This is a genomic window from uncultured Brevundimonas sp., assembly GCF_963974615.1.
In the GTDB taxonomy this organism is placed as follows: Bacteria; Pseudomonadota; Alphaproteobacteria; order Caulobacterales; family Caulobacteraceae; genus Brevundimonas.
In genome coordinates this window covers 35,331-54,433 of record NZ_CAXBDH010000013.1, presented here as the reverse complement: position 1 = coordinate 54,433, position 19,103 = coordinate 35,331, and the positions used below count along the sequence as shown (strand labels likewise).

Annotated in this window: 20 protein-coding genes; 9 read left to right on the top strand and 11 right to left on the bottom strand. The window is 66.8% G+C overall.

What is annotated here, in order from left to right:
- Positions 1 to 18 precede the first annotated feature (18 nt).
- The 5 genes from astD (at position 19) to AAC050_RS10455 (ending at position 5,346) form a co-directional block, all read left to right on the top strand.
- Positions 19 to 1,437 carry a succinylglutamate-semialdehyde dehydrogenase gene (astD, locus tag AAC050_RS10475; RefSeq protein WP_339915029.1) on the top strand — a complete coding sequence of 473 codons (1,419 nt, stop codon included), beginning with the start codon at positions 19 to 21 and terminating at the stop codon, positions 1,435 to 1,437.
- Positions 1,438 to 1,615: 178 nt separating this feature from the next.
- Positions 1,616 to 2,953, top strand: coding sequence for an N-succinylarginine dihydrolase (gene astB, locus AAC050_RS10470; protein ID WP_339915028.1), 1,338 nt, complete (start codon positions 1,616 to 1,618; stop codon positions 2,951 to 2,953).
- 79 nt (positions 2,954 to 3,032) lie between these two features.
- Complete coding sequence (locus AAC050_RS10465) at positions 3,033 to 3,644, top strand: DUF998 domain-containing protein (protein ID WP_339915027.1); 612 nt, start codon at positions 3,033 to 3,035, stop codon at positions 3,642 to 3,644.
- Positions 3,641 to 4,072, top strand: a complete 432-nt coding sequence (locus tag AAC050_RS10460) for a hypothetical protein (RefSeq protein WP_339915026.1) — start codon at positions 3,641 to 3,643, stop codon at positions 4,070 to 4,072. The genes AAC050_RS10465 and AAC050_RS10460 overlap by 4 nt, the downstream gene beginning before the upstream one ends.
- A complete protein-coding gene (locus tag AAC050_RS10455) occupies positions 4,069 to 5,346 on the top strand; it encodes an MFS transporter (RefSeq protein WP_339915025.1) in 1,278 nt (425 codons plus the stop codon). Before AAC050_RS10460 ends, AAC050_RS10455 begins: the two co-directional genes overlap by 4 nt.
- A gap of 17 nt (positions 5,347 to 5,363) precedes the next feature.
- Here AAC050_RS10455 and phhA read toward each other — a convergent pair whose 3' ends face one another.
- A complete protein-coding gene (gene phhA, locus AAC050_RS10450) occupies positions 5,364 to 6,239 on the bottom strand; it encodes a phenylalanine 4-monooxygenase (protein ID WP_339915024.1) in 876 nt (291 codons plus the stop codon).
- Between the two features lie 81 nt (positions 6,240 to 6,320).
- Positions 6,321 to 6,635, bottom strand: coding sequence for a heat shock protein HspQ (gene hspQ, locus AAC050_RS10445; RefSeq protein WP_339915023.1), 315 nt, complete (start codon positions 6,633 to 6,635; stop codon positions 6,321 to 6,323).
- A 145-nt stretch (positions 6,636 to 6,780) separates the two neighbouring features.
- On the opposite strand from hspQ, the gene AAC050_RS10440 reads away from it, so the two are divergent.
- The gene (locus tag AAC050_RS10440) at positions 6,781 to 7,887 is read left to right on the top strand and encodes a Ppx/GppA phosphatase family protein (RefSeq protein ID WP_339915022.1); all 1,107 of its coding nucleotides are present in this window, start codon (positions 6,781 to 6,783) and stop codon (positions 7,885 to 7,887) included.
- On the opposite strand, the gene AAC050_RS10435 is transcribed toward AAC050_RS10440, so the two are convergent.
- From AAC050_RS10435 to gyrA, 5 genes are read right to left on the bottom strand one after another with little or no spacing between them, the layout of a single operon-like run.
- Entirely contained in the window at positions 7,866 to 8,786 is a 921-nt protein-coding gene (locus AAC050_RS10435) for a peptidylprolyl isomerase (protein WP_339915021.1), read from the bottom strand. The genes AAC050_RS10440 and AAC050_RS10435 overlap by 22 nt on opposite strands.
- 23 nt (positions 8,787 to 8,809) lie before the next feature.
- Positions 8,810 to 9,679 (bottom strand): peptidylprolyl isomerase, encoded by an 870-nt coding sequence (locus AAC050_RS10430; protein ID WP_339915020.1) that lies wholly within the window; start codon positions 9,677 to 9,679, stop codon positions 8,810 to 8,812.
- Positions 9,676 to 10,164, bottom strand: coding sequence for a pantetheine-phosphate adenylyltransferase (gene coaD, locus AAC050_RS10425; RefSeq protein WP_339915019.1), 489 nt, complete (start codon positions 10,162 to 10,164; stop codon positions 9,676 to 9,678). The genes AAC050_RS10430 and coaD overlap by 4 nt, the downstream gene beginning before the upstream one ends.
- Before the next feature lie 50 nt (positions 10,165 to 10,214).
- Entirely contained in the window at positions 10,215 to 11,018 is an 804-nt protein-coding gene (locus AAC050_RS10420) for an aminotransferase class IV (protein ID WP_339915018.1), read from the bottom strand.
- A gap of 2 nt (positions 11,019 to 11,020) precedes the next feature.
- On the bottom strand, positions 11,021 to 13,810 hold the full coding sequence (gyrA, locus tag AAC050_RS10415) for a DNA gyrase subunit A (RefSeq protein ID WP_339915017.1): 2,790 nt from the start codon (positions 13,808 to 13,810) through the stop codon (positions 11,021 to 11,023).
- A 125-nt stretch (positions 13,811 to 13,935) separates the two neighbouring features.
- Between gyrA and AAC050_RS10410 the strand changes: the two genes are divergently transcribed.
- The 3 genes from AAC050_RS10410 to AAC050_RS10400 all read left to right on the top strand — a co-directional run bounded on the left by AAC050_RS10410 (position 13,936) and on the right by AAC050_RS10400 (position 15,804).
- Complete coding sequence (locus AAC050_RS10410; RefSeq protein WP_339915016.1) at positions 13,936 to 14,502, top strand: superoxide dismutase family protein; 567 nt, start codon at positions 13,936 to 13,938, stop codon at positions 14,500 to 14,502.
- 109 nt (positions 14,503 to 14,611) lie between these two features.
- Positions 14,612 to 15,169 (top strand): signal peptidase II, encoded by a 558-nt coding sequence (gene lspA, locus AAC050_RS10405; protein WP_339915015.1) that lies wholly within the window; start codon positions 14,612 to 14,614, stop codon positions 15,167 to 15,169.
- Positions 15,170 to 15,237: 68 nt separating this feature from the next.
- Positions 15,238 to 15,804 (top strand): DUF3035 domain-containing protein, encoded by a 567-nt coding sequence (locus AAC050_RS10400; protein ID WP_339915084.1) that lies wholly within the window; start codon positions 15,238 to 15,240, stop codon positions 15,802 to 15,804.
- A 108-nt stretch (positions 15,805 to 15,912) separates the two neighbouring features.
- Here AAC050_RS10400 and AAC050_RS10395 read toward each other — a convergent pair whose 3' ends face one another.
- The 4 genes from AAC050_RS10395 to AAC050_RS10380 form a co-directional block, all read right to left on the bottom strand.
- Positions 15,913 to 16,818 carry a DMT family transporter gene (locus tag AAC050_RS10395; RefSeq protein ID WP_339915014.1) on the bottom strand — a complete coding sequence of 302 codons (906 nt, stop codon included), beginning with the start codon at positions 16,816 to 16,818 and terminating at the stop codon, positions 15,913 to 15,915.
- Positions 16,819 to 16,882: 64 nt separating this feature from the next.
- On the bottom strand, positions 16,883 to 17,350 hold the full coding sequence (locus tag AAC050_RS10390; RefSeq protein WP_339915013.1) for a DUF2269 domain-containing protein: 468 nt from the start codon (positions 17,348 to 17,350) through the stop codon (positions 16,883 to 16,885).
- Positions 17,350 to 18,654, bottom strand: a complete 1,305-nt coding sequence (locus AAC050_RS10385) for an SDR family oxidoreductase (RefSeq protein WP_339915012.1) — start codon at positions 18,652 to 18,654, stop codon at positions 17,350 to 17,352. The genes AAC050_RS10390 and AAC050_RS10385 overlap by 1 nt, the downstream gene beginning before the upstream one ends.
- Positions 18,651 to 19,100, bottom strand: coding sequence for a DCC1-like thiol-disulfide oxidoreductase family protein (locus AAC050_RS10380; RefSeq protein WP_339915011.1), 450 nt, complete (start codon positions 19,098 to 19,100; stop codon positions 18,651 to 18,653). The genes AAC050_RS10385 and AAC050_RS10380 overlap by 4 nt, the downstream gene beginning before the upstream one ends.
- Positions 19,101 to 19,103 lie beyond the last annotated feature (3 nt).

Here is a 19,103-nt window from a genome sequence, read left to right as displayed (position 1 = left end):
GGAAAGATGAGCAGTTCCATGACCCGTTTCACCTCGATCGATCCCGCCACCGGCGACACCGTCTGGGAAGGCCCTGCTGCCACCGGGGCCGAGGTCGCCGATGCCGTGACCGCCGCCCGCACCGCCTTCCCCGACTGGGCCGACCGCCCGCGTCAGGACCGCATCGATGCGGTCAAACGCTACCAGACGGCGCTGAAGACCCGGGCCCCCGCCATGGCCGAGGCGATCAGCCGTGAAACCGGCAAGGCCCTGTGGGAGACCACCGCTGAACTCGGCTCCATGGCCGGCAAGGTCGACCTGTCGATCAAGGCCTATGACGAGCGCACCGGCGAACGCACCAGCGAGACGCCGTTCGGTAGCGCCACCCTGCGCCACCGGCCGCACGGCGTCGCCGCGGTGCTGGGCCCGTTCAACTTCCCCGGCCACCTGCCCAACGGCCATATCGTTCCGGCCCTGCTGGCCGGCGACACCGTGGTGTTCAAACCGTCGGAAGAAACGCCGCACACCGGCCAGCTGATGGCCGAATGCCTGGCCGAGGCCGACCTGCCGACCGGCGTGTTCAACCTGATCCAGGGCGCACGCGACACCGGCGCGGCCCTGCTGGACCAGCCGATCGATGCCCTGATGTTCACCGGCTCGGGTGCCGCGGGCGCGCATTTCCGCAAGAAATTCGCCGAGGACCCGCACGTGATCCTCGCCCTCGAACTGGGCGGCAACAATCCGCTGGTGGTCTGGGACGCGGCCGACGCCGAGGCCGTGGCCGGAATCGTGGTCCAGTCGGCCTTCATCACCACCGGCCAGCGCTGTTCCTGCGCCCGCCGCCTGATCGTGCCCGAGGGTCCGCAGGGCGACGCCATCATCGAGGCCGTCGCTGCCCTGGTCGACCGGCTGATCTTCGCCCCGTGGAACAGCACGCCCGAACCCTATGGCGGCCCGCTGATCTCGCCGAAAGCGGCCGAGGCCGCCTTGGCCGCCCTGCAGCAACGCATCGCCGCCGGAGCCAAAGTCATCCGCGCCTCGGGCCCGGTCGACAATCTGCCGGGGGCCTTCGTCAAACCGGCCATCATCGAGGTCACCGGCGTGACCGTGCCGGACGAGGAGATGTTTGCCCCCTTCCTCTCGGTGACCCGCGCCGCCAGTTTCGACGCCGCGATCGCCGAGGCCAACGCCACCCGCTACGGCCTCAGCGCCGGTCTGGTCAGCGACAACCCGGCCCACTGGGATCATTTCATCCGCCGCATCCGCGCCGGCGTCGTCAATTTCAACCGCCCGACCACCGGGGCCGCCGGCAACATGCCGTTCGGCGGCCTGGGGGCCAGCGGCAACCACCGCCCCAGCGCCTATTACGCCGCCGACTACTGCGCCTATCCGGTCGCCAGTTTCGAGGCCGGGGCGGTCAAGAACATCGAAGGTGAAATCAAGGGGCTTAAAGGATGAGTTCGGCACTTCTCTTCCTTCCCCCCTTGCGGGGGAAGGTGGCCGGCGGAGCCGGTCGGATGGGGGCTGAAACGCTGACGCGATCAGTTGATCGCGCCTTCAGACACGCCACCTCCCGCCGACAGTCCCCCCATCCGTCACGCTCCGCGCGCCACCTTCCCCCGCAAGGGGGGAAGGCATGAGTGGGGCCGTCGAAGCCAATGCCGATGGCCTGATCGGCCCGACCCATTCCTATGCGGGCCTGAGCCCTGGCAACCTCGCCTCCAGCCTGAACAAGGGTGAGGCCTCGAACCCGCGCGCCGCCGTGCTGCAGGGGCTCGACAAGATGAAAACCCTGGCCGACCTGGGCCTGCCGCAATATGTGCTGCCGCCGCACGAACGGCCCGACATCCCCTTCCTGCGCAGCCTCGGCTTTACCGGCAGCGACGCCGCCGTGCTGGAGCGGGCGTGGAAGGAGGCCTCCGGCTTCGCCGCCGCCGCCTGTTCGGCCTCGCCGATGTGGGCCGCCAATGCCGCCACCGTGACGCCCAGCGCCGACGCCGCCGACGGCCGGGTCCATTTCACCCCGGCCAATCTGCACACCAACCTGCACCGCAGCCTGGAACACGCCCAGACCAAACGGGCGCTGGATGCCCTCTTCCCCGACCCGGCCCGGTTCGCCGTTCATGACGCCCTGCCTGCCGTGGCCCATCTGGCTGACGAGGGGGCCGCCAACCACGTCCGCCTGTGCGCCGAGCACGGCGCGCCCGGGGTCAATCTGCTGGTCTGGGGCCGCGAGGCCTTCGAGCCCTGGGCCGACGCCTTCCCCGCCCGCCAGACGCACGAGGCCTCGCAGGCCATCGCCCGCCGCCATCAGGCCGCACGGCCGGTCTTCCCGCGCCAGTCGCGCGCCGCCATCGCCGGCGGCACCTTCCACAATGACGTGGTCTGCGTCGGAGCGCTGGACACCCTGTTCTTCCACGAGCTGGCCTTCGAGGACACGGCCGGGACCAGGGCCGCCGTCCGCGCCGCCGCCGACGGCCTGTTCGCGCCGCAGTTCGTCGAGGTCTCCAACGCCGACCTGCCGCTGGCCGACGCCATCAGCTCCTATCTGTTCAACTCCATGCTGGTACAGATCCCCGGCGAGGACCGGCTGACCCTGATCTGCCCGACCGAGACCCGCGACAACCCGCGCAGCCATGCGGTGGCGCAAGCATTGGCCGCCTCCAATGGTCCGATCGGGGCGGTGCGCTATGTCGATGTGCGCCAGTCGATGCGCAACGGCGGCGGCCCCGCCTGCCTGCGCCTGCGCGTGGTGCTGACCGAGGCCGAACAGGCGGCGACCAATCCGGCCATGCGGATGACCGAGGAGCTGCACGCCCGCTTGTCGATCTGGGCCGCCAACTGGTACCGCGACAGCCTGGCCCCCGCCGACCTGGCCGACCCGCAACTGCTGGCCGAAAGCCGCGGTGCGCTGGACGAGCTGTGCGACATTCTCGACCTCGGCTCCGGCTTCTATCCCTTCCAGCGCGGCTGACGAGGGGTTTCGCGCGGGCGTTGGCGGGCCTGACAAACCCGGCTAGCGTCGCCGGACCGGTACAAAGGAAAATTCCAGCGTGATCAGAAATCTGGCCTTCGGCTGCGCCGTCCTCAGTGTCCTGATCCTCGCCGGCCTGACCGTGGCCGGGGGCCTGGCCTATCCCGACTATGACCACCTGACCCAGTTCATCAGCGAACTGGGAGCCTCCGGCACCGTCACCGGCCCGGCCGTCAGCCTCGCCTTCATCATTTCGGGCGCGCTGCTGATCCTGTTCTGGCTGCTGTGCATCGGCCTGCTTCCGCGCTCGCTTCTGGCCACGGCCGGCTTTGCCCTGAGTGCCGTGAACGGTCTGGGCCTGATGTTCGGCGGGGTCTTTCCCTGCGCCTTCGAATGCAGCCTGGCCGACCCGACCCCGTCGGCCGTGCTGCACGACCTGTTCGGCGGCATCGGCTACCTCGCCGGGATCGCCGGGATCTGCCTGATCGCCCTCGCCGCGCGCCGCTGGCCCCACGGCCGGATTCTGTATCCTCTGGGTCTGGCCTGCGGCATTCCCGCCGCCGCCGCCATCTGGCTGCTGCATCCCGGCTTTGAATGGTATGGCGCGGCCCAGCGGGTGATCGAGATCGCCCTGGCCGTCTTCGCTCTGGCCGTCGCGGTCACCGTGCGGCGGCCGGAACCCGGCGCGTGAGTTCTTCCAATCCCTGGCTGCTGCTCGCCGCTGGCCTGAGCGCAGCCGCCGCGCTGGCGCATCTGGCCATTATCCTCGGCGGTCCCCGTTGGTATGCTTTTTTCGGAGCCGGGCAGCGCATGGTCCGGCTCGCTGAAAGGGGCTCTCCCATCGCCACCCTGATCACCCTGGGCATCGCCGCCGTACTGACCATCTGGTCCGTCTATGCCCTGTCAGGGGCGGGCGTGCTGCCGCCTGTGCCGCTGCTCAGGCCCGGCTTGGTCGCCATCAGCGCCATCTACCTGATCCGCGCCCTCGTCTTTGTTCCGGTCATGAGTCTTCGAACCGGCCGCGCCAGCCCCTTCGCCTGGATCAGTTCGACCATCGTGCTCGTGTTCGGCCTCGCCTACACTGTGGGAACATGGACGGCATGGGAGAGCCTGCAATGACCCCGAGCCGCCGCCTGCTGAACATCATCGGCGGCTCAGCCGGCAATCTGGTCGAATGGTTCGACTGGTTCGCCTATTCGGCCTTCGCCCTCTATTTCGCCCCGGTTTTCTTCCCCGAGGGCGACGGCACCGCCGGATTGCTGAAAGCCGCCGCCGTCTTTGCCGTCGGCTTCCTGATGCGGCCGATCGGGGCCTGGATTATGGGGGTCTATGCCGACCGACGCGGTCGCAAGGCGGGCCTGACCCTGTCGGTCAGCCTGATGTGCACCGGCAGCCTGATCATCGCCTGCACCCCCGGTTATGCCACCATCGGCCTGGGGGCCCCGGCCCTGCTGTTGCTGGCGCGGATGATCCAGGGCCTCAGCGTTGGCGGCGAATACGGCTCCTCAGCCACCTATCTGTCGGAGATGGCCACAGCGAAGCATCGCGGCTTCTGGTCCAGCTTCCAGTACGTGACGCTGATCTCGGGCCAGCTGCTGGCCCTGATGCTGCTGATCGGCCTGCAACAGACCCTGACCCCTGACCAGCTGGCCGCCTGGGGCTGGCGCGTGCCCTTCTTCGTCGGGGCAGCCCTCGCGGTGATCGTCTTCTGGCTACGCCGCCGTCTGGACGAGACCCGCGCCTTCATCGAAACGGATACGGCCGAGGCCCCGAAGTCCAGCGCCCTGTTGCTGGTGCTGAAACACCCCAAGGAGGCCCTGCTGGTGCTGGGCCTGACCGCCGGGGGCACGCTGGCCTTCTATACCTACACGACCTACCTGCAGAAATTCCTCGTCAACACCACCGGCTTCAGCAAGGCCACGGCGACCGAGATCAGCGCCGCCGCCCTGTTTGTCTTCATGCTGCTGCAGCCGGCCGTCGGGGCCCTGTCGGACCGCATCGGTCGCCGCCCGGTGATGATCGCCTTCGGCGTCGGCGGGGTGCTGTTCACCGTGCCGATCATGACCGCCTTGTCGACGGCCCAGAGTCCGCTGGTCGCCTTCGCCCTGTCGATGAGCGCCCTGGTTATCGTCAGTGGCTATACGGCCATCAACGCCGTGGTGAAGGCCGAGCTGTTCCCGGCCCACATCCGCGCCCTCGGTGTGGCCCTGCCCTATGCGATCGCCAACGCCGTGTTCGGCGGCACGGCCGAATACGCCGCGCTGTGGTTCAAGGACATCGGCATGGAGAGCGCCTTCTATTGGTATGTCACCGGCATGATCGGCGTGTCCCTGCTGGTCTTCATCTTCATGCGCGATACCAAAAACCGGTCCTTGATCACCCACCTGGACTGATCATTCGGGGGTCAGCCTCAGGCGGCGAAACGTCCGCCCCGGGCCGCATAGGCCTGGGTGCCGCGGGTCAGGACGCGATCGTCGGACAGGATGGCGTCGATGGTGATATCGTCCGTCCCCTTCAGCCGCTCATAGACCGGCCCGAAATCCTGCAGCGTGACCTGCTTCAGCGCCTCAATTGAATCGATGACGAAATAGACCTGCTGGAAGTCGTCGATCCGGTACAGGGTGCGCATCACCCGCTCGAGGTCGAAGCCCAGCCGGTTGGGAGAGGCATCCTCAAGCGCGAACACGCTCTCGGTCGCCGAAGAGACGATGCCCGCCCCGTAGATGCGCAGGCCATCGGCGTCCTGCATCAGGCCGAACTCGACCGTGTACCAGTACAGTCGGGCCAGATTCTGCAGCATGCCCAGCGAGGCCGCCCGCTGCCCGCCCTTGCCATAGGCCTCCATATAGGCGGCAAAATCGGGGTCACTCAGCATCGGCACATGGCCGAAGACATCGTGAAAGATGTCGGGTTCCTGCAGATAGTCCAGCTGGTCCGGCTTGCGGATGAACTGGCCGGACGGAAAGCGTTTGTTGGCCAGGTGGTCGAAGAAGACCTCGTCCGGCACCAGGCCGGGCACGCACACCACAGTCCAGCCGGTCAGGGCCTGCAGCTTGGGATTCATCACCGCGAAATCGGGGATGCCGCCAGTGTTCAGGTCCAGTGCCGTCAGCCCCTTCAGGAACACGTCGGCCGCCCGTCCCGGCAGGATTTTCATCTGCCGGGCATAGAGGGTGTCCCAGGTCTGGTGCTCGACGTCGGTATAGGCATCCCAGTCCTGAGGGATGGTCCAGTCGGCGGCCGCGCCCTCGGGCGGGGTTTCAAAGACATGCTCGAAATCGGACATGGACGCGCTCCTGCGCTGGCTCTGACGACTGGGAGCACCATCCTAGTCGTTTGGGGCGATCCCGTCATCATCGAGGTACCGTCAGTGGATCTGGTGCATGCGGGGGGCCAGGCGTCCACGGGCGTCGACATGAAACATCTGGACCTCGTCGCCACGCGGCAGGCGCGCCAGGTCTGCGTCGACTTCCAGCATGGCCTCGGCGGCATAGATCATCAGGCCGCTGTCAGCCCCGATGGCAAAGACCTTGTAGAATGGTCTGTCAGCCTGTTCCGGCGTCGTATCGCCGGGCGTACCGGAATAGGCGGCGTCGACGTCCACGATCACCCCGCGAAATGCATTATTCACGTGGCGAACGATCTGGCCGAGGCCGAATTTGGCGGTCCGGGAGTTTTCCATGAGACCACTGTGAACCCCGCAGCCTGAGCCTAATGCCCGGGGTCCTGTTCATTTTCGCGACAGTTTGTCTTGGCGCGAACGGCAGACCGCGACTACCATGTTCGGGACGGGCGCCGTTCTGGACCGCCCATTTGAAAGTTCGGCCATGCCGGAGATCGACGGCGCGCCAGTCCGGCGCGACGACCGGTCCCAGCCCCAAAGGCCCGCCAGTCAAGGGGCATCAGGCCGGGACGCGCCACTTTACGGTGCGCTCGACCTGGGGACCAACAATTGTCGGCTGCTGATCGCGAAACCCTCGCGGGACGGGTTTCGCGTGGTGGATTCCTTCAGCCGTATCGTCCGGCTGGGCGAGGGCCTGTCGCGCACGGGCCGACTCGACGACAGTGCGATGGAACGCGCCTATGAGGCGCTCAGCCTGTGCGCCGAGCGGGTGGCCAAGAAGGGCCTGGAATCCACACGATTGAGCGCGGTCGCCACCCAGGCCTGCCGTCAGGCGGACAACGGCGAAGCCTTCGTCGAACGGGTGCGCAGCGGCACCGGCCTGCGACTGCGCATCATCGATCCGGCCGAGGAAGCCAGCCTTGCGGTCGAGGGCTGTCTCGATCTGTTCGATACCGCTGCCGAAATGGTGCTGGTGGTTGATGTCGGGGGCGGTTCGACCGAACTGTCGTGGCTGAGGCGCGAGAACGGACGCTTCAAAACCGTGGACTGGTTGTCGGCCCCGGTCGGGGTCGTGACCCTGGCCGAACGTCATCCCGAACCGTCAGCCAATCATGACCAATGGTACGAAGCCATGGTCACCGACATGGGCGAGGCCCTGGCCGTAACGCAGGTCGAGCCGACGCTTCGATCCGTCTTCGTCGCCGGCCAGGCGCATATGGTCGGAACCTCGGGGGCCATCACCAGCCTCGCCGGCATCCACCTCGGTCTCAAACGCTATCAGCGCAATCTGGTCGACGGTCTGTGGATGTCCCGCGACGATTGCGAACGCGCGGCGATGACCCTCCAGCAGCTGGGCCCGGCCGGACGGGCGGCGGAATCCTGCATCGGTCCCGACCGGGCCGATCTGGTGCTCGCGGGGGCCGCCATCATGGAGGCGGTGCAACGGGCCTGGCCGTGTGAACGGGTACGGGTGGCCGACCGTGGCCTGCGCGAGGGTCTGCTGTTGCAAAACATGCGTCAGGACCGGCCGCCGACGAAACGCCGACGGTCCCGCAGTCGCCGGCGAGGTCAGGCCCCGGCGGCGGCCTGACGCGTGGTGACCTCGACCGGCAGGGTAATGTCGCAGACCGAAAAATCCGCGCCCCGCGTGGCCCTGATCCGGTCCGCCATCGCCCGGAAGGTTCCGGACCCGGTGTCCAGTATCCGCACCGTCGGCCGTTCATCCGGCGGCAGATCCACCGCGACGCGAACCCGGGTCATGTGATCCGGGCTGCCGGTGACCATGCCGTTGTCCCCGTCCCCGACCTTGAGCGCTCGCACCACCTCGAGGCCCGACACCACCATCCCCCAGACAGAATAGCGCTTGTCCAGTGCCGGATAGGCCTGTCGCATCAGGAAAAACTGGCTGTTGGCCGTGTCGTTACCCTCGTCCCGCGCCATACCGGCGACGCCCGGACAATACAGGCCCCAGCCGTGCACCTTGCCGTCACCAGTCAGGGCCATGGCCGCATCCGGCTGGGTCTGGACCGGCAGGGAATGCAGAAAACCCACCAGCGCACCGGACGGGGCCGCAACTGACGTGAACGGGGTTTGGGAATCGCGGCGGAAGGTGAATTCGGCCGTCAGGTCGGGATAGGGACTCTGCCCCTCGCCATTGCCCAACGGATCGCCGGTCTGGGCCATGAACCAGTCGATCACCCGGTGCCAGGCGAGGCCGTCATAAAACCCCCGACGCGCCAGCAAGCGAATGCGATCGACATGCAGGGGGGCGACCTCGGGAGCCAGCTCGACCAGTATCTGCCCCCGGTTGGTATCGATGACCAGCAGGTTTCCTGCCGGCACCGTCCGCCATTCGGATACGGCGGCGGGTGCGGCTGGCGCAGTTTGGGGCACGGCCGGCGGTGGCGGCCCGCCGACGTCCTGGGCCATGGCCCCACCCGCGCACGCCAGCGCAGCCAGACCGGTCAGAATAGTTGAGACTCCACGCATGGCCTGCCCTCCCCGAAAAACCATCAGCCGCCGACCAGTTCGGCCGGCGGTTGCACGTCACAGATACTGAAGCGGCTGCCGCGCTCGGCGCGAACCCGGTCGACCTCGGCCTGAAACCCCGGAGCCTGGGGGCTCATAACCCGAACCGTGGGCCGGTCGCCTTCGGTCATGACCGAGGCCGTCCGCACCCGGGTCATGATATCGGGATTGTCGGAGATACGCCCGTCGGTCGCCTCCGGCCCGGTCTTCAGCGCCCGCACGACATCCAGGCCCAGCACCACGCGACCGAAGGTCGTGTAGTTGCCGTTGAGACTGGCGTTCTCGCCCATCATCAGAAAGAATTGGCTATTGGCGCTGTCAGGTCCGGTCGACCGGGCCATGCCGGCGACGCCGGGGCAGAACAGGCCCTCGGCCCCGGCCTTGAAATCAACAGTGACGAACATCTGTGCATCGGGCTGGGTCACGACCGGCATCGACCCCATGATGCCGCGCAGACCCGGTCCGCTGTTCGGGACGGCGACAAAGCCGCTGTCCGAACCGCGACGGAAGCTGAACTCTCCAGCCATGTCGGGCAATTCGCTACCGCCCGCACCTGTGCCCTCGGGATCGCCGGTCTGGGCCATGAAGCCGGCGATGACCCGATGAAATTTCAGGCCGTCATAAAACCCCTGGTCCGCCAGGGTGCGGATCCGCTCGATATGACCCGGGGCCATGCGCGGTTCCAGCTCGACCAGAATCCGGCCCTTGTTGGTATCGATCACCAGCAGGTTCTCCGGCGCGACCAGACGCCAGTCGCCCGCCGCAGCCGGAACAGTCCCCGCCATGGCCGGGGCCAGTCCGGCAATGGTGGCCATGGCGAAGGCCGTGGCCAGAAGTCGATATTTCCGCGTCATGTGTGTCCCTTGACCTTGGCCCGAACCTGTTCGGCAACCGCCGGGCTGACAAAACTGTCGATGGCCCCGTCCAGCCGGGCAATTTCCTTGACCAGCCGCGAGGCGACCGCCTGATGGCGGGGGTCGGCCATCAGAAACACAGTCTCGATGTCGGCATTGAGGCGCTGGTTCATCGCCGTCATCTGGAACTCGTATTCGAAGTCCGCCACCGCGCGCAGGCCGCGCACAATGACCTGGGCCCCGAGGTGCTCGGCGAAATGCATCAGCAGGGTCTCGAACGGTTGAACCACAATGTCGGCCTTGATGCCCGCCACCTCGGCGCGGACCATCTCCACCCGCTCATCGGTGCTGAACAGGGGTCCCTTGTCATCATTCCGGGCCACACCGATGACCAGCCGGTCCACCAGCTTCACGGCCCGGCCGATGATATCCATATGACCGTTGGTCACCGGATCGAAGGTTCCGGGGTAAAGCCCGATACGCATGGCGTTTTCTCTCCGCTTTGGATCGGTTTAGCATCTGCGAAATGGTGAGCCTAGATCAGCTGGCCCGGGTTCGATCGCCAGGCCTCATGCAGGCGGTCAATCAGGGCGGGCGCTGTCGCCAGGATGTGATCATCGATCGCGCTGACGGCGCAGGCCGGCGTGGCGCTGTTGCAGATGAAGGCCGCGTCAAAACCCCCGAGTCCGGACAGGGACACCGGCGCGGTCCGGCTCGACAGGCCGACGCCGTCCAGCCCACGCTGCAGCAGGGCCTGACCGACCCCCGACAACATCGGGGCCATCGGCCAGGTCACGGTGTCACCTCTGACGAAGCCGATGTTCCACAGCGTGCCTTCGGACACCTGCCCCTGGTCATCGACGAACAGGGCGTCGTCGAAGCCGGCGTCGCGGGCCGAACGCCGCGCCCGTATCTGGCCGAAGGTGGCCGTATGCTTCAGATGCGCCGCCTCGCGGGCATGGACCTGGGTCTGCAGCCGCACGCTCTGTGCCAACGGCGGCGGCGGCGGAAAGCGCGCGATCATCACCCGGGGTCGACCGCGCCAGCTGACCTCGCGCGGCCGGATCTCGGGCGAAAACAGGCTGACGCGCAGCCAGCACGGGTCACCGTCTGCCGCAGCAAGGCGTATCAGGTCGCGCAGACGCGGCTCACCCACGGCCTCACCGAACAATTCAGCAGCAGACGCCTCCAGCCGGGCCAGATGCAGGTCCAGCCCGTGAACGCCGCCGTCCTCCACCCGAAAAGAGGTGTAGGCACCGTAGTTGATCAGGGCGAGGCAGGTCAGATCGGCGTCGGTGGCAGGTTCGCCGTCGACCGTGATCTGACGATCCGCGTCCATCGTCAGGCGTCGCCGCCCTCTTCGTCGTCCTGGCCGTCCACATCAATGCCGGTGTCCTCGTCATCGTCACCGGCGACGTCACCCAGACGTTCAACCGAAACGACCCGCTCACCCTCGGCGGTGCGGAAGATGGTCACCCCCTGGCTGGTGCGACCGACGGTGCGGACCTGGCTGACCGGCGTGCGGATCATCTGCCCGCCCGAGGTGACCAGCAACAGGTCGTCACCGTCCTCGACCGGGAAGGAGGCCGCCAGACGGTCCCCTGCCCGTCCGCCCAGACCGTGGGCCGTCAGGCCCTGGCCGCCACGTCCGGTGCGCCGGTACTCATAGGCCGACGATCGCTTGCCGAAGCCGGTCTCGGTTACGGTCAGGATAAACTGCTCGGCTGCGCCCAGTTCGGCGATCCGTTCGATCGACAGGGCAGCGTCGCCGTTGCCCTCGTCCTCGTCGTCCACCTCGACCACCGTGGATTCATCGTCGGCGTCCCCCGCCGCGCGGCGCATGGCCGTGGCGTGTTTGACATAGGCGGACCGCTCGTCCGGCGTGGCATCGACCCGGCCCAGCACGGCCATCGAGATGACCTCATCGCCGACCTTCAGACGCACACCACGGACCCCGGTCGAATCCCGCCCCTTGAACACGCGCACATCGTCGGCCTTGAAGCGGATGGCGCGACCCAGCGCCGTGGTCAGCATCACGTCGTCCTCGGCGGTGCACAGGGCGACGCCAACCATATGGTCCCCGTCATCCAGCTTCATGGCGATCTTGCCGGCCCGGTTGACGGTGGCGAAGTCGCTGAGCTTGTTGCGGCGCACGTCACCCGAGCGGGTGGCGAACATGATGTCGTAATTGCCCCACTCCGCCTCGTCCTCGGGCAGGGGCAGGACGTTCATGATGCTGTCGCCCGGCTCGATCGGCAGCAGGTTGACGAAGGCCTTGCCGCGCGAGGTCGGCCCGCCCAGCGGCAAACGCCAGGTCTTCAGCTTGTAGGCCTTGCCGTTGGTGGCGAAAAACAGCACCGGCGTATGGGTCGAGGCCGAGAACACGCCGACGATGGCGTCCTCGTCCTTCATCGTCATGCCCGACTTGCCCTTGCCGCCGCGATGCTGGGTCCGATAGGCGTTCAGCGCCACCCGTTTGACGTAGCCGCCGTGGGTCACGGTCACGACCATGTCCTCGCGCGGGATCAGGTCCTCGTCTTCCAGCTCGAAATCGCCGTCGCCGATCTCGGTGCGGCGCGGCACGGCGAACTCGGCCCTCACCTCCAGCAGGTCGGCGCGAATCACCGCCAGGATGTTGGCGCGGTCCGACAGCAGCAGCAGGTGTTTGGCGATGGTGTCAGCCAGGCCGCGGGCCTCGTTGAAGATGTCATCGCGACCCAGGCCGGTCAGGCGCGACAGGGTCAGGGCCAGGATCGCCCGGGCCTGTTCGTCGGTCAGGTTCAACTTGTCACCCTCGACCAGCATCGAGCGCGGATCGGCGATCAGCTCGATCAGGGCCATCATGTCCCCGACCGGCCATGACTTGGCCTGCAGTCGCTCGCGCGCCTCGGCCGGGTCGGCCGAGCTGCGGATGATGTGAATAACCTCGTCGATATTGGCCACGGCCACGGCCAGACCGACCAGCACGTGACCGCGGTCGCGGGCCTTGGCCAGTTCGAACTTGACCCGCCGGACCACGACCTCTTCCCGGAAGTCGAGGAAGACCTCGAGCATCTTGCGCAGGCCCATCTGCTCGGGACGGCCGTGGTTCAGCGCCAGCATATTGACGCCGAACGAGCTCTGCATCGCCGTATAGCGCCACAGCTGGTTCAGAATGACGTCGCCCGAAGCGTCGCGCTTCAGCTCGATCACCATCCGCATGCCCTGACGGTCGCTCTCGTCGCGCACATCGGAAATGCCTTCGATCCGCTTCTCACGCACCATTTCGGCGATGCGTTCGATCAGGGTCTGTTTGTTGACCTGGAACGGCAGCTCGGTGACGACGATGGCCTCGCGATCCTTGCGGATGGTCTCGACCGTCGCCTTGCCGCGCACGATGACCGAGCCGCGGCCTTCGCGCAGGGCGTTGCGCGGCGCAGTCCGCCCCATGATCTCGCCACCGGTCGGAAAGTCGGGTCCGGGCACCAGGTCCAGCAGGGCGTCGTCGGTGACCTCGGGATCGTCCAACAGCGCCACGCAGGCGTCGATGATCTCGCCCAGGTTATGCGGCGGGATATTGGTGGCCATACCGACGGCGATGCCGCCCGCGCCATTGACCAGCAGGTTCGGAATCCGCGCCGGCAGGACAACCGGCTCAAGTTCCTTCTCGTCGTAGTTCAGCTGGAAATCGACCGTGTCCTTGTCGATATCGGCCAGCAAGGCCACGGCGGCCGGGGCCATCTTGGCCTCGGTATATCGCATCGAGGCCGGCATATCGCCGTCGACCGAGCCGAAATTGCCCTGGCCGTCGACCAGCATCAGCCCCATCGAGAAGGGCTGCGCCATACGCACAAGGGCCATATAGACCGAGGCGTCGCCGTGCGGGTGGAACCGGCCCAGCACGTCACCGACCACACGGGCGCATTTCGAATACGAGCGCTCGGGCGTCATGTTCAGGTCGTGCATCGAATACAGGATGCGCCGGTGCACCGGCTTCAGCCCGTCACGCGCGTCCGGCAGGGCCCGCGAAACGATCACGCTCATGGCGTAGTCGAGGTAGGAGCGTTTCAGCTCTTCCTCGATCGTGATGGTGGAAATGTCGCCGTGCCCGCCGGACGGGGGCACAGGGGTCTCAAAGGTGTCGTCGGTCAAGGAAATCAGGCTTTAAATGGCCGGAATCGGAACGTGATCCGCTATAGGTGTTTTCTAGCATCCACGCTCGACAGAGGCAAAGTCCCACCACCCGTCAAAGCCCGTCCCTGAAAGGAATTTCAGCCATGCGCCCCATTCTTCTCGCCAGCGCCCTCCTCCTGCCCCTCGGAGCCTGTGTCAGCCTGACCGAAAACCACTACGGACCACAGCCCGCCGAGCAGGCGGCGATGGGGGATTTCGGCGAGGCGACGCTCAGAAACGCTGCAGGAGAAGCCATCGGACGCGCCGCCCTGACCCAGGGGCCGACCGGCCTGCTGATCCGCATTGAAGCCTCGGGCCTGACTCCCGGCTGGCACGGCGTCCATATCCACGCCACGGGCCGCTGCGACGCCCCCTTCACCTCGGCCGGCGGCCATATCAACCACGCCGCCCCCGCCGCCCCGCACGGTCTGCTGAACCCCGACGGCCCCGATGACGGTGACCTGCCCAATATCCATGCCGACGCCGACGGACGGGTGAATGCCGAGGTCTTCACCTCGCGGGCCCGAATCGCCGCCACCGGGCCCGGTCAGTGGTTGTGGGACGCCGACGGCTCGGCCCTGGTCATCCATGCCGGGTCCGACGACCACCGCAGCCAGCCCATCGGCGGAGCCGGTGGCCGCGTCGCCTGCGGCGTGATGGCCGCAGGCTGAGCCTGACGCACGCTCCATTGCCGTCGACCGGAACCGCATCGTCAGATTTGATCTTCGCGCCCCGGCCTGCGCCTGCTACCCCCCGGGCCTCATTCCAAAAGCGATCCGCATGAAAATTTCTCGCCTTGCCTACGCCGCCTTCGGCTTCGCCCTGGCCGTCATCGTTCTGGACCAGCTGACCAAGGCCTGGATCCTCGACGCAATGAACATGCTGACCGTCTCGGGACAGTTGATCGAGCGCGAACAATGGTTCTTCCAGTCGCTGCCGGTCCTGCCGCCCTTCCTGCGGTTCAGCTTCGTCCTCAATGACGGGGTCAGCTTCGGCCTGCTGGGCGGCGGGACCGCGCGCTGGCTGCTCAGCGGCTTCTCCATCGCCGTCGCCGTCGCGCTGGGCTGGTGGGCGACCCGGGTCGACCGTCGCCTGCTGATCACCGCTATCGGCCTGGTCATGGGCGGGGCTGTCGGCAATGTGATCGACCGCATCCGCTTCGGTGGCGTGGTTGATTTCATCGACTTTTCCGGCACGGTCATCGCCGGACACAGGGTCTTTCCGTGGATATTCAATATCGCCGACAGCGCCATATCAGTGGGTGTGGTGCTGTTGATCGTCGACAGCCTGTTGTCGGAACGTCATCCTCCGGTTGGCGAAGCCGCCGAAAAGTCGTAATCAACTCTCCTTCTAGTCGTTCCAGAGCCGCGTCGATGACGCGCGTCCAACGAGCCGAGCCCCTGATCATGCGAATTCGCAACGCCGCCGTCCTGACCCTTGTCGCCGCTTCGGCCCTGTCTCTCGGGGCTTGCACGAGCCTCCAGCAGAGCATCGGCATGACCAAGATCACGCCGGACGCCTTCCTGACCGTCTCGACCGCCCCGCTGACCGTGCCGCCCGAATACGGCCTGCGCCCGCCGGCACCCGGCCAGCCGCGCCCGCAGGAACTGGCTCCCGAGAGCGCCGCGCGCCAGATCCTGCTGGGTCAGCGTCAGTCGATCACGCGCACCCCCGCCGAGCAGTTGTTCGTCGCCCAGGCCGGCGCCGACCGCGCCGACCCCCTGGCCCGCTATGTGATCGATGATGAATTCGGGGACCTGGCGCACAAGGAAGAAAATTTCGCCAGCCGACTGCTGTTCTGGCGACACGACGTGCCCGCCTCACAGTCGGCGACCGTCAGCCAGACGGCGGCGGGATCGATGACGATCGATGCCGCCAGCGAATACGAACGGCTTCAGGCCCTGACCGGCGGCCGGAGCGGAATCACCATCACGCCGCGGCGCTCGGTCGGCTTCAAGATCCCCGGCCTCTAGACCGGCATCGGCCTCAACTGACGCCCTCACCCAGGGTTCGGGTCTGCGCCATTCTGACTCCGGAACCTGTTCCGACGTCTGACTGACTCCGTCAGGTGCGGAAAGACGCTAGGCCCTGGCCGCCCCGGCCCGGAGCCCGCGCTCGGCCAGGGCCACCACCGCGACCCCGCCCATGGTCAGGGCGGCTCCAGTCAGGATCTGCACGGTCAGCACATCACCGAGGAACAGCCAGCCGATGGCGATCGACACCACCGGCGTGGCCAGCAGATAAGGGGTCACCCGCCCCGCCTCACGCCGCTGCACCAGCCAGAACACCAGGGTCGTGGCCGCCACGGACGACACCAGACCAGCCCACAGCACACAGGCCCAGATCAGCGGCGTGGCCGCCCGCACCGCCTCCAGCTGGCCGTGTTCGAAGACCGCCGATCCAAAGGCCAGGGTCGGCAGGGCTACGAGGGCCAGCAGACCCTGCATCTTCAACGGCGGGATAGAGGTCGTCCGCCGCGCGATCACCGTCGTCATGCCCCAGGACGCCGCCGCTGCGATACCAACAGCAATGGCCTTCCAGTCCTGCAGCACATGGGGGTCCCCCATCATCCAGGCGACGCCGACGAAGGCGATGGCCATCCCGACCAGGGCGTATTTCGACAGCCGTTCACCCAGCAGCAGAAAGGCGAATAGCGCCGTGAACGGAATCCACAGCTGCGCCGCCACCGAGACGGGGCTGACGTCCTGGGCCAGCCAGAACGCCAGATAGATCAGCCCGTAATGCACCGGTCCCCCCAGCACGACGATGATTGCCAGACTCTTCCAGTTTGGAAAGGGTGGCCGGACAAACGGTACAAGGCAGGCCGCCGCGAAACCGAACCGCATCGCTGCCATCAGCAGCGGCGGCAAAACCTCGGTCCCCACCTTGGCCGCAGCATTGTTGACCCCCCAGATCACCACCACCGCGGCGATGGCGAGGATTTCCGGCAGGGCCAGGGACGGGGACGGGGATGAGGATTGGGTCACCACAGGCCTATGGCACAGCTACTGACACCCGACTCATCACATCGGGTGAGCACCTGTGACTGGCTCAAAATACCGGTTTGGCGACCATCAGCACATAGATGCCCATCACTCCGGCGAAAGCCGGCCAGCCGAGCACGAACCACCATGCAAACAGACGATGATAGGCTGCAGGCAGCGGCGCTCCGTCCCTGACGGCCGTCTCGGCCAGACGCAACATGCGGATCTGGATCCACACCACGGGCAGCCAGCACAGTCCGACCAGACCATAGAGGCCGTATGCCACCACCAGCCACGGCTCGAACGGCGACCATCCCTGAAGCAGAACCAATCCGAGCCCGCTCAGGGGCTGAACGACAACCGCCGTCGCGGTGAACACCATATCAGCCAGAACAACGATACGGCCGACCGCCACAACGGTCCGGGCCTCACGGGTCGCGTTGGCCCGCAACATGAAGAAGGCGATCCCGGCACCGGTGCCGAACAACACGGCACCAGACAGGACATGCACGATCTTCAGTACGAAAAAGAGCATCAGCGCCGCCGGTCCGTAGCGGCGACAAACAGGCAAAGCGCCATCATCGGCAGCACCTTCAGCCAGGGGCCAAGAGGGTCGACCCAATACTGGGGCAGGCTAATCGTTGCAGCGGCCAGATAGCCGACCGTCGACACGGCCATCGCCAGGGCAACTCGCGCCGTCCACGGTCGCACGAACAACGCTAGGCCCAGAACGACATCCAGCAATGCCCCCCACCAGGCCACCGGCACGGCGGCGGTGCCGTAGCCACCCTCGTGCAGAATCGCCACGGCAGCGGCCCAGCCGGGTCCAAAGCTGATCACACCGGTCAGCAACCAGAACAGGCCCAGCGTCATGATCGCGACCGGTCGCACAAACCACAGTCGGGCATGCCAAACGTCCTGCACCGTAGCCGGAGCCTGCGACAGTTGGTCGGCGAGACTGTGGGGCGTCACCTTGAGCGCATGCACCCAAGCCTCGGGGTCTCCCTCGACCCCGTCATCCATCTGCCGAAGGGCTGTCGACCGCAACGGGGATGCCCACCCCAGGCGGCCGACAACGTCACCCAGAGCAACAACCGGCCAGGCCAGGGCTCGCGGAACCCGGAAGACCGGTGCCGACGGCAGACCAAACCAGCCGCGGTACAATTCCAGAATCTGCACGAGAGTCAGACTCTCGGTTCCGGCGACGTCATAGGTTCGGCACACCGGAGCTTCCGACTTTAAGGAAGCCACAACGGCGGCACAGACATCCTCCATCGGTACCGGCCGAAAACGCTGGTCTCCGCCGATCACCGGAATCACCCCCGGAAACGCCGCTAGCGCCCGGATCAATCCCGTGCCGCCAAACACCGCGCGCCCGACAACCAGCGAGGGTCGAAGAATGGTCCAGTCCAGATCGGACGCCGCCACCAACCGCTCGGTCACGGCCTTCGAACGCCCATAGGCCGTCCTGGCCGCGTCTTCGGCTCCGACGGCCGACAGATGCACGAAACGGCGAATACCGACGGCCTCACAGGCCGCAATGAGCGCCCGGGGGCCGTCGACGTGGGCTATGCGGGTACTGTCTCCGCCCCCGTCCTGAAGCACGCCGACGCAATTGACGACCGCCGACACCCCGACCAGCAGCGGGGCCCAGGCCTCTGCCGTGGTCAAATCGCCGAAGTCCACCTTGACCCAATCATGGCGCGGTGCGCGGCGACGGGCTTCGTCAGGCTTGCGTGCCCCCGCCCGGACCCGCCAGCCCTGACGGGCCAGTTCCGCTGCGACATGCGCCCCGATAAAACCATTGGCACCCAGCACCAGAACGCGGGGCCTCGTCATCCCAGCATCCGGTCGGGATCGATACCGGGGGACAGCACGCAGACCGCGCCCCCCAATCCCAGTTGCATCCGATGGCGGGCGACGAAATCATAGCCCCGGTCGCGCAGCCCGGCGGGAATAACCCTGAACACAGCGGTCAGACGAAAAATGCCTCCCAGCCTCGCCGCGATACGCAACACGGCCTCCGACCGCAGCCATGGCCGGCCGTCCTGCAGCAGGATCATGGTCGGCCGGTCATCGAGGTCGAGGCCATAATGGGCATAAAGCGCGCGACCCAGCTCAGACCCGGCCGCCATCAGGCGAAACCGGGCCGTACGATCATGGCGTAGTATCAGGCGCGCCGACCGGGAGCAGATCGGACAATCGCCGTCGAAAACTACCACCGGGCGATCATCGGCAAAGGCCGGGACGGCCGGGTCGCTGCGATAGCTGAACGCCGGCCGCACCGT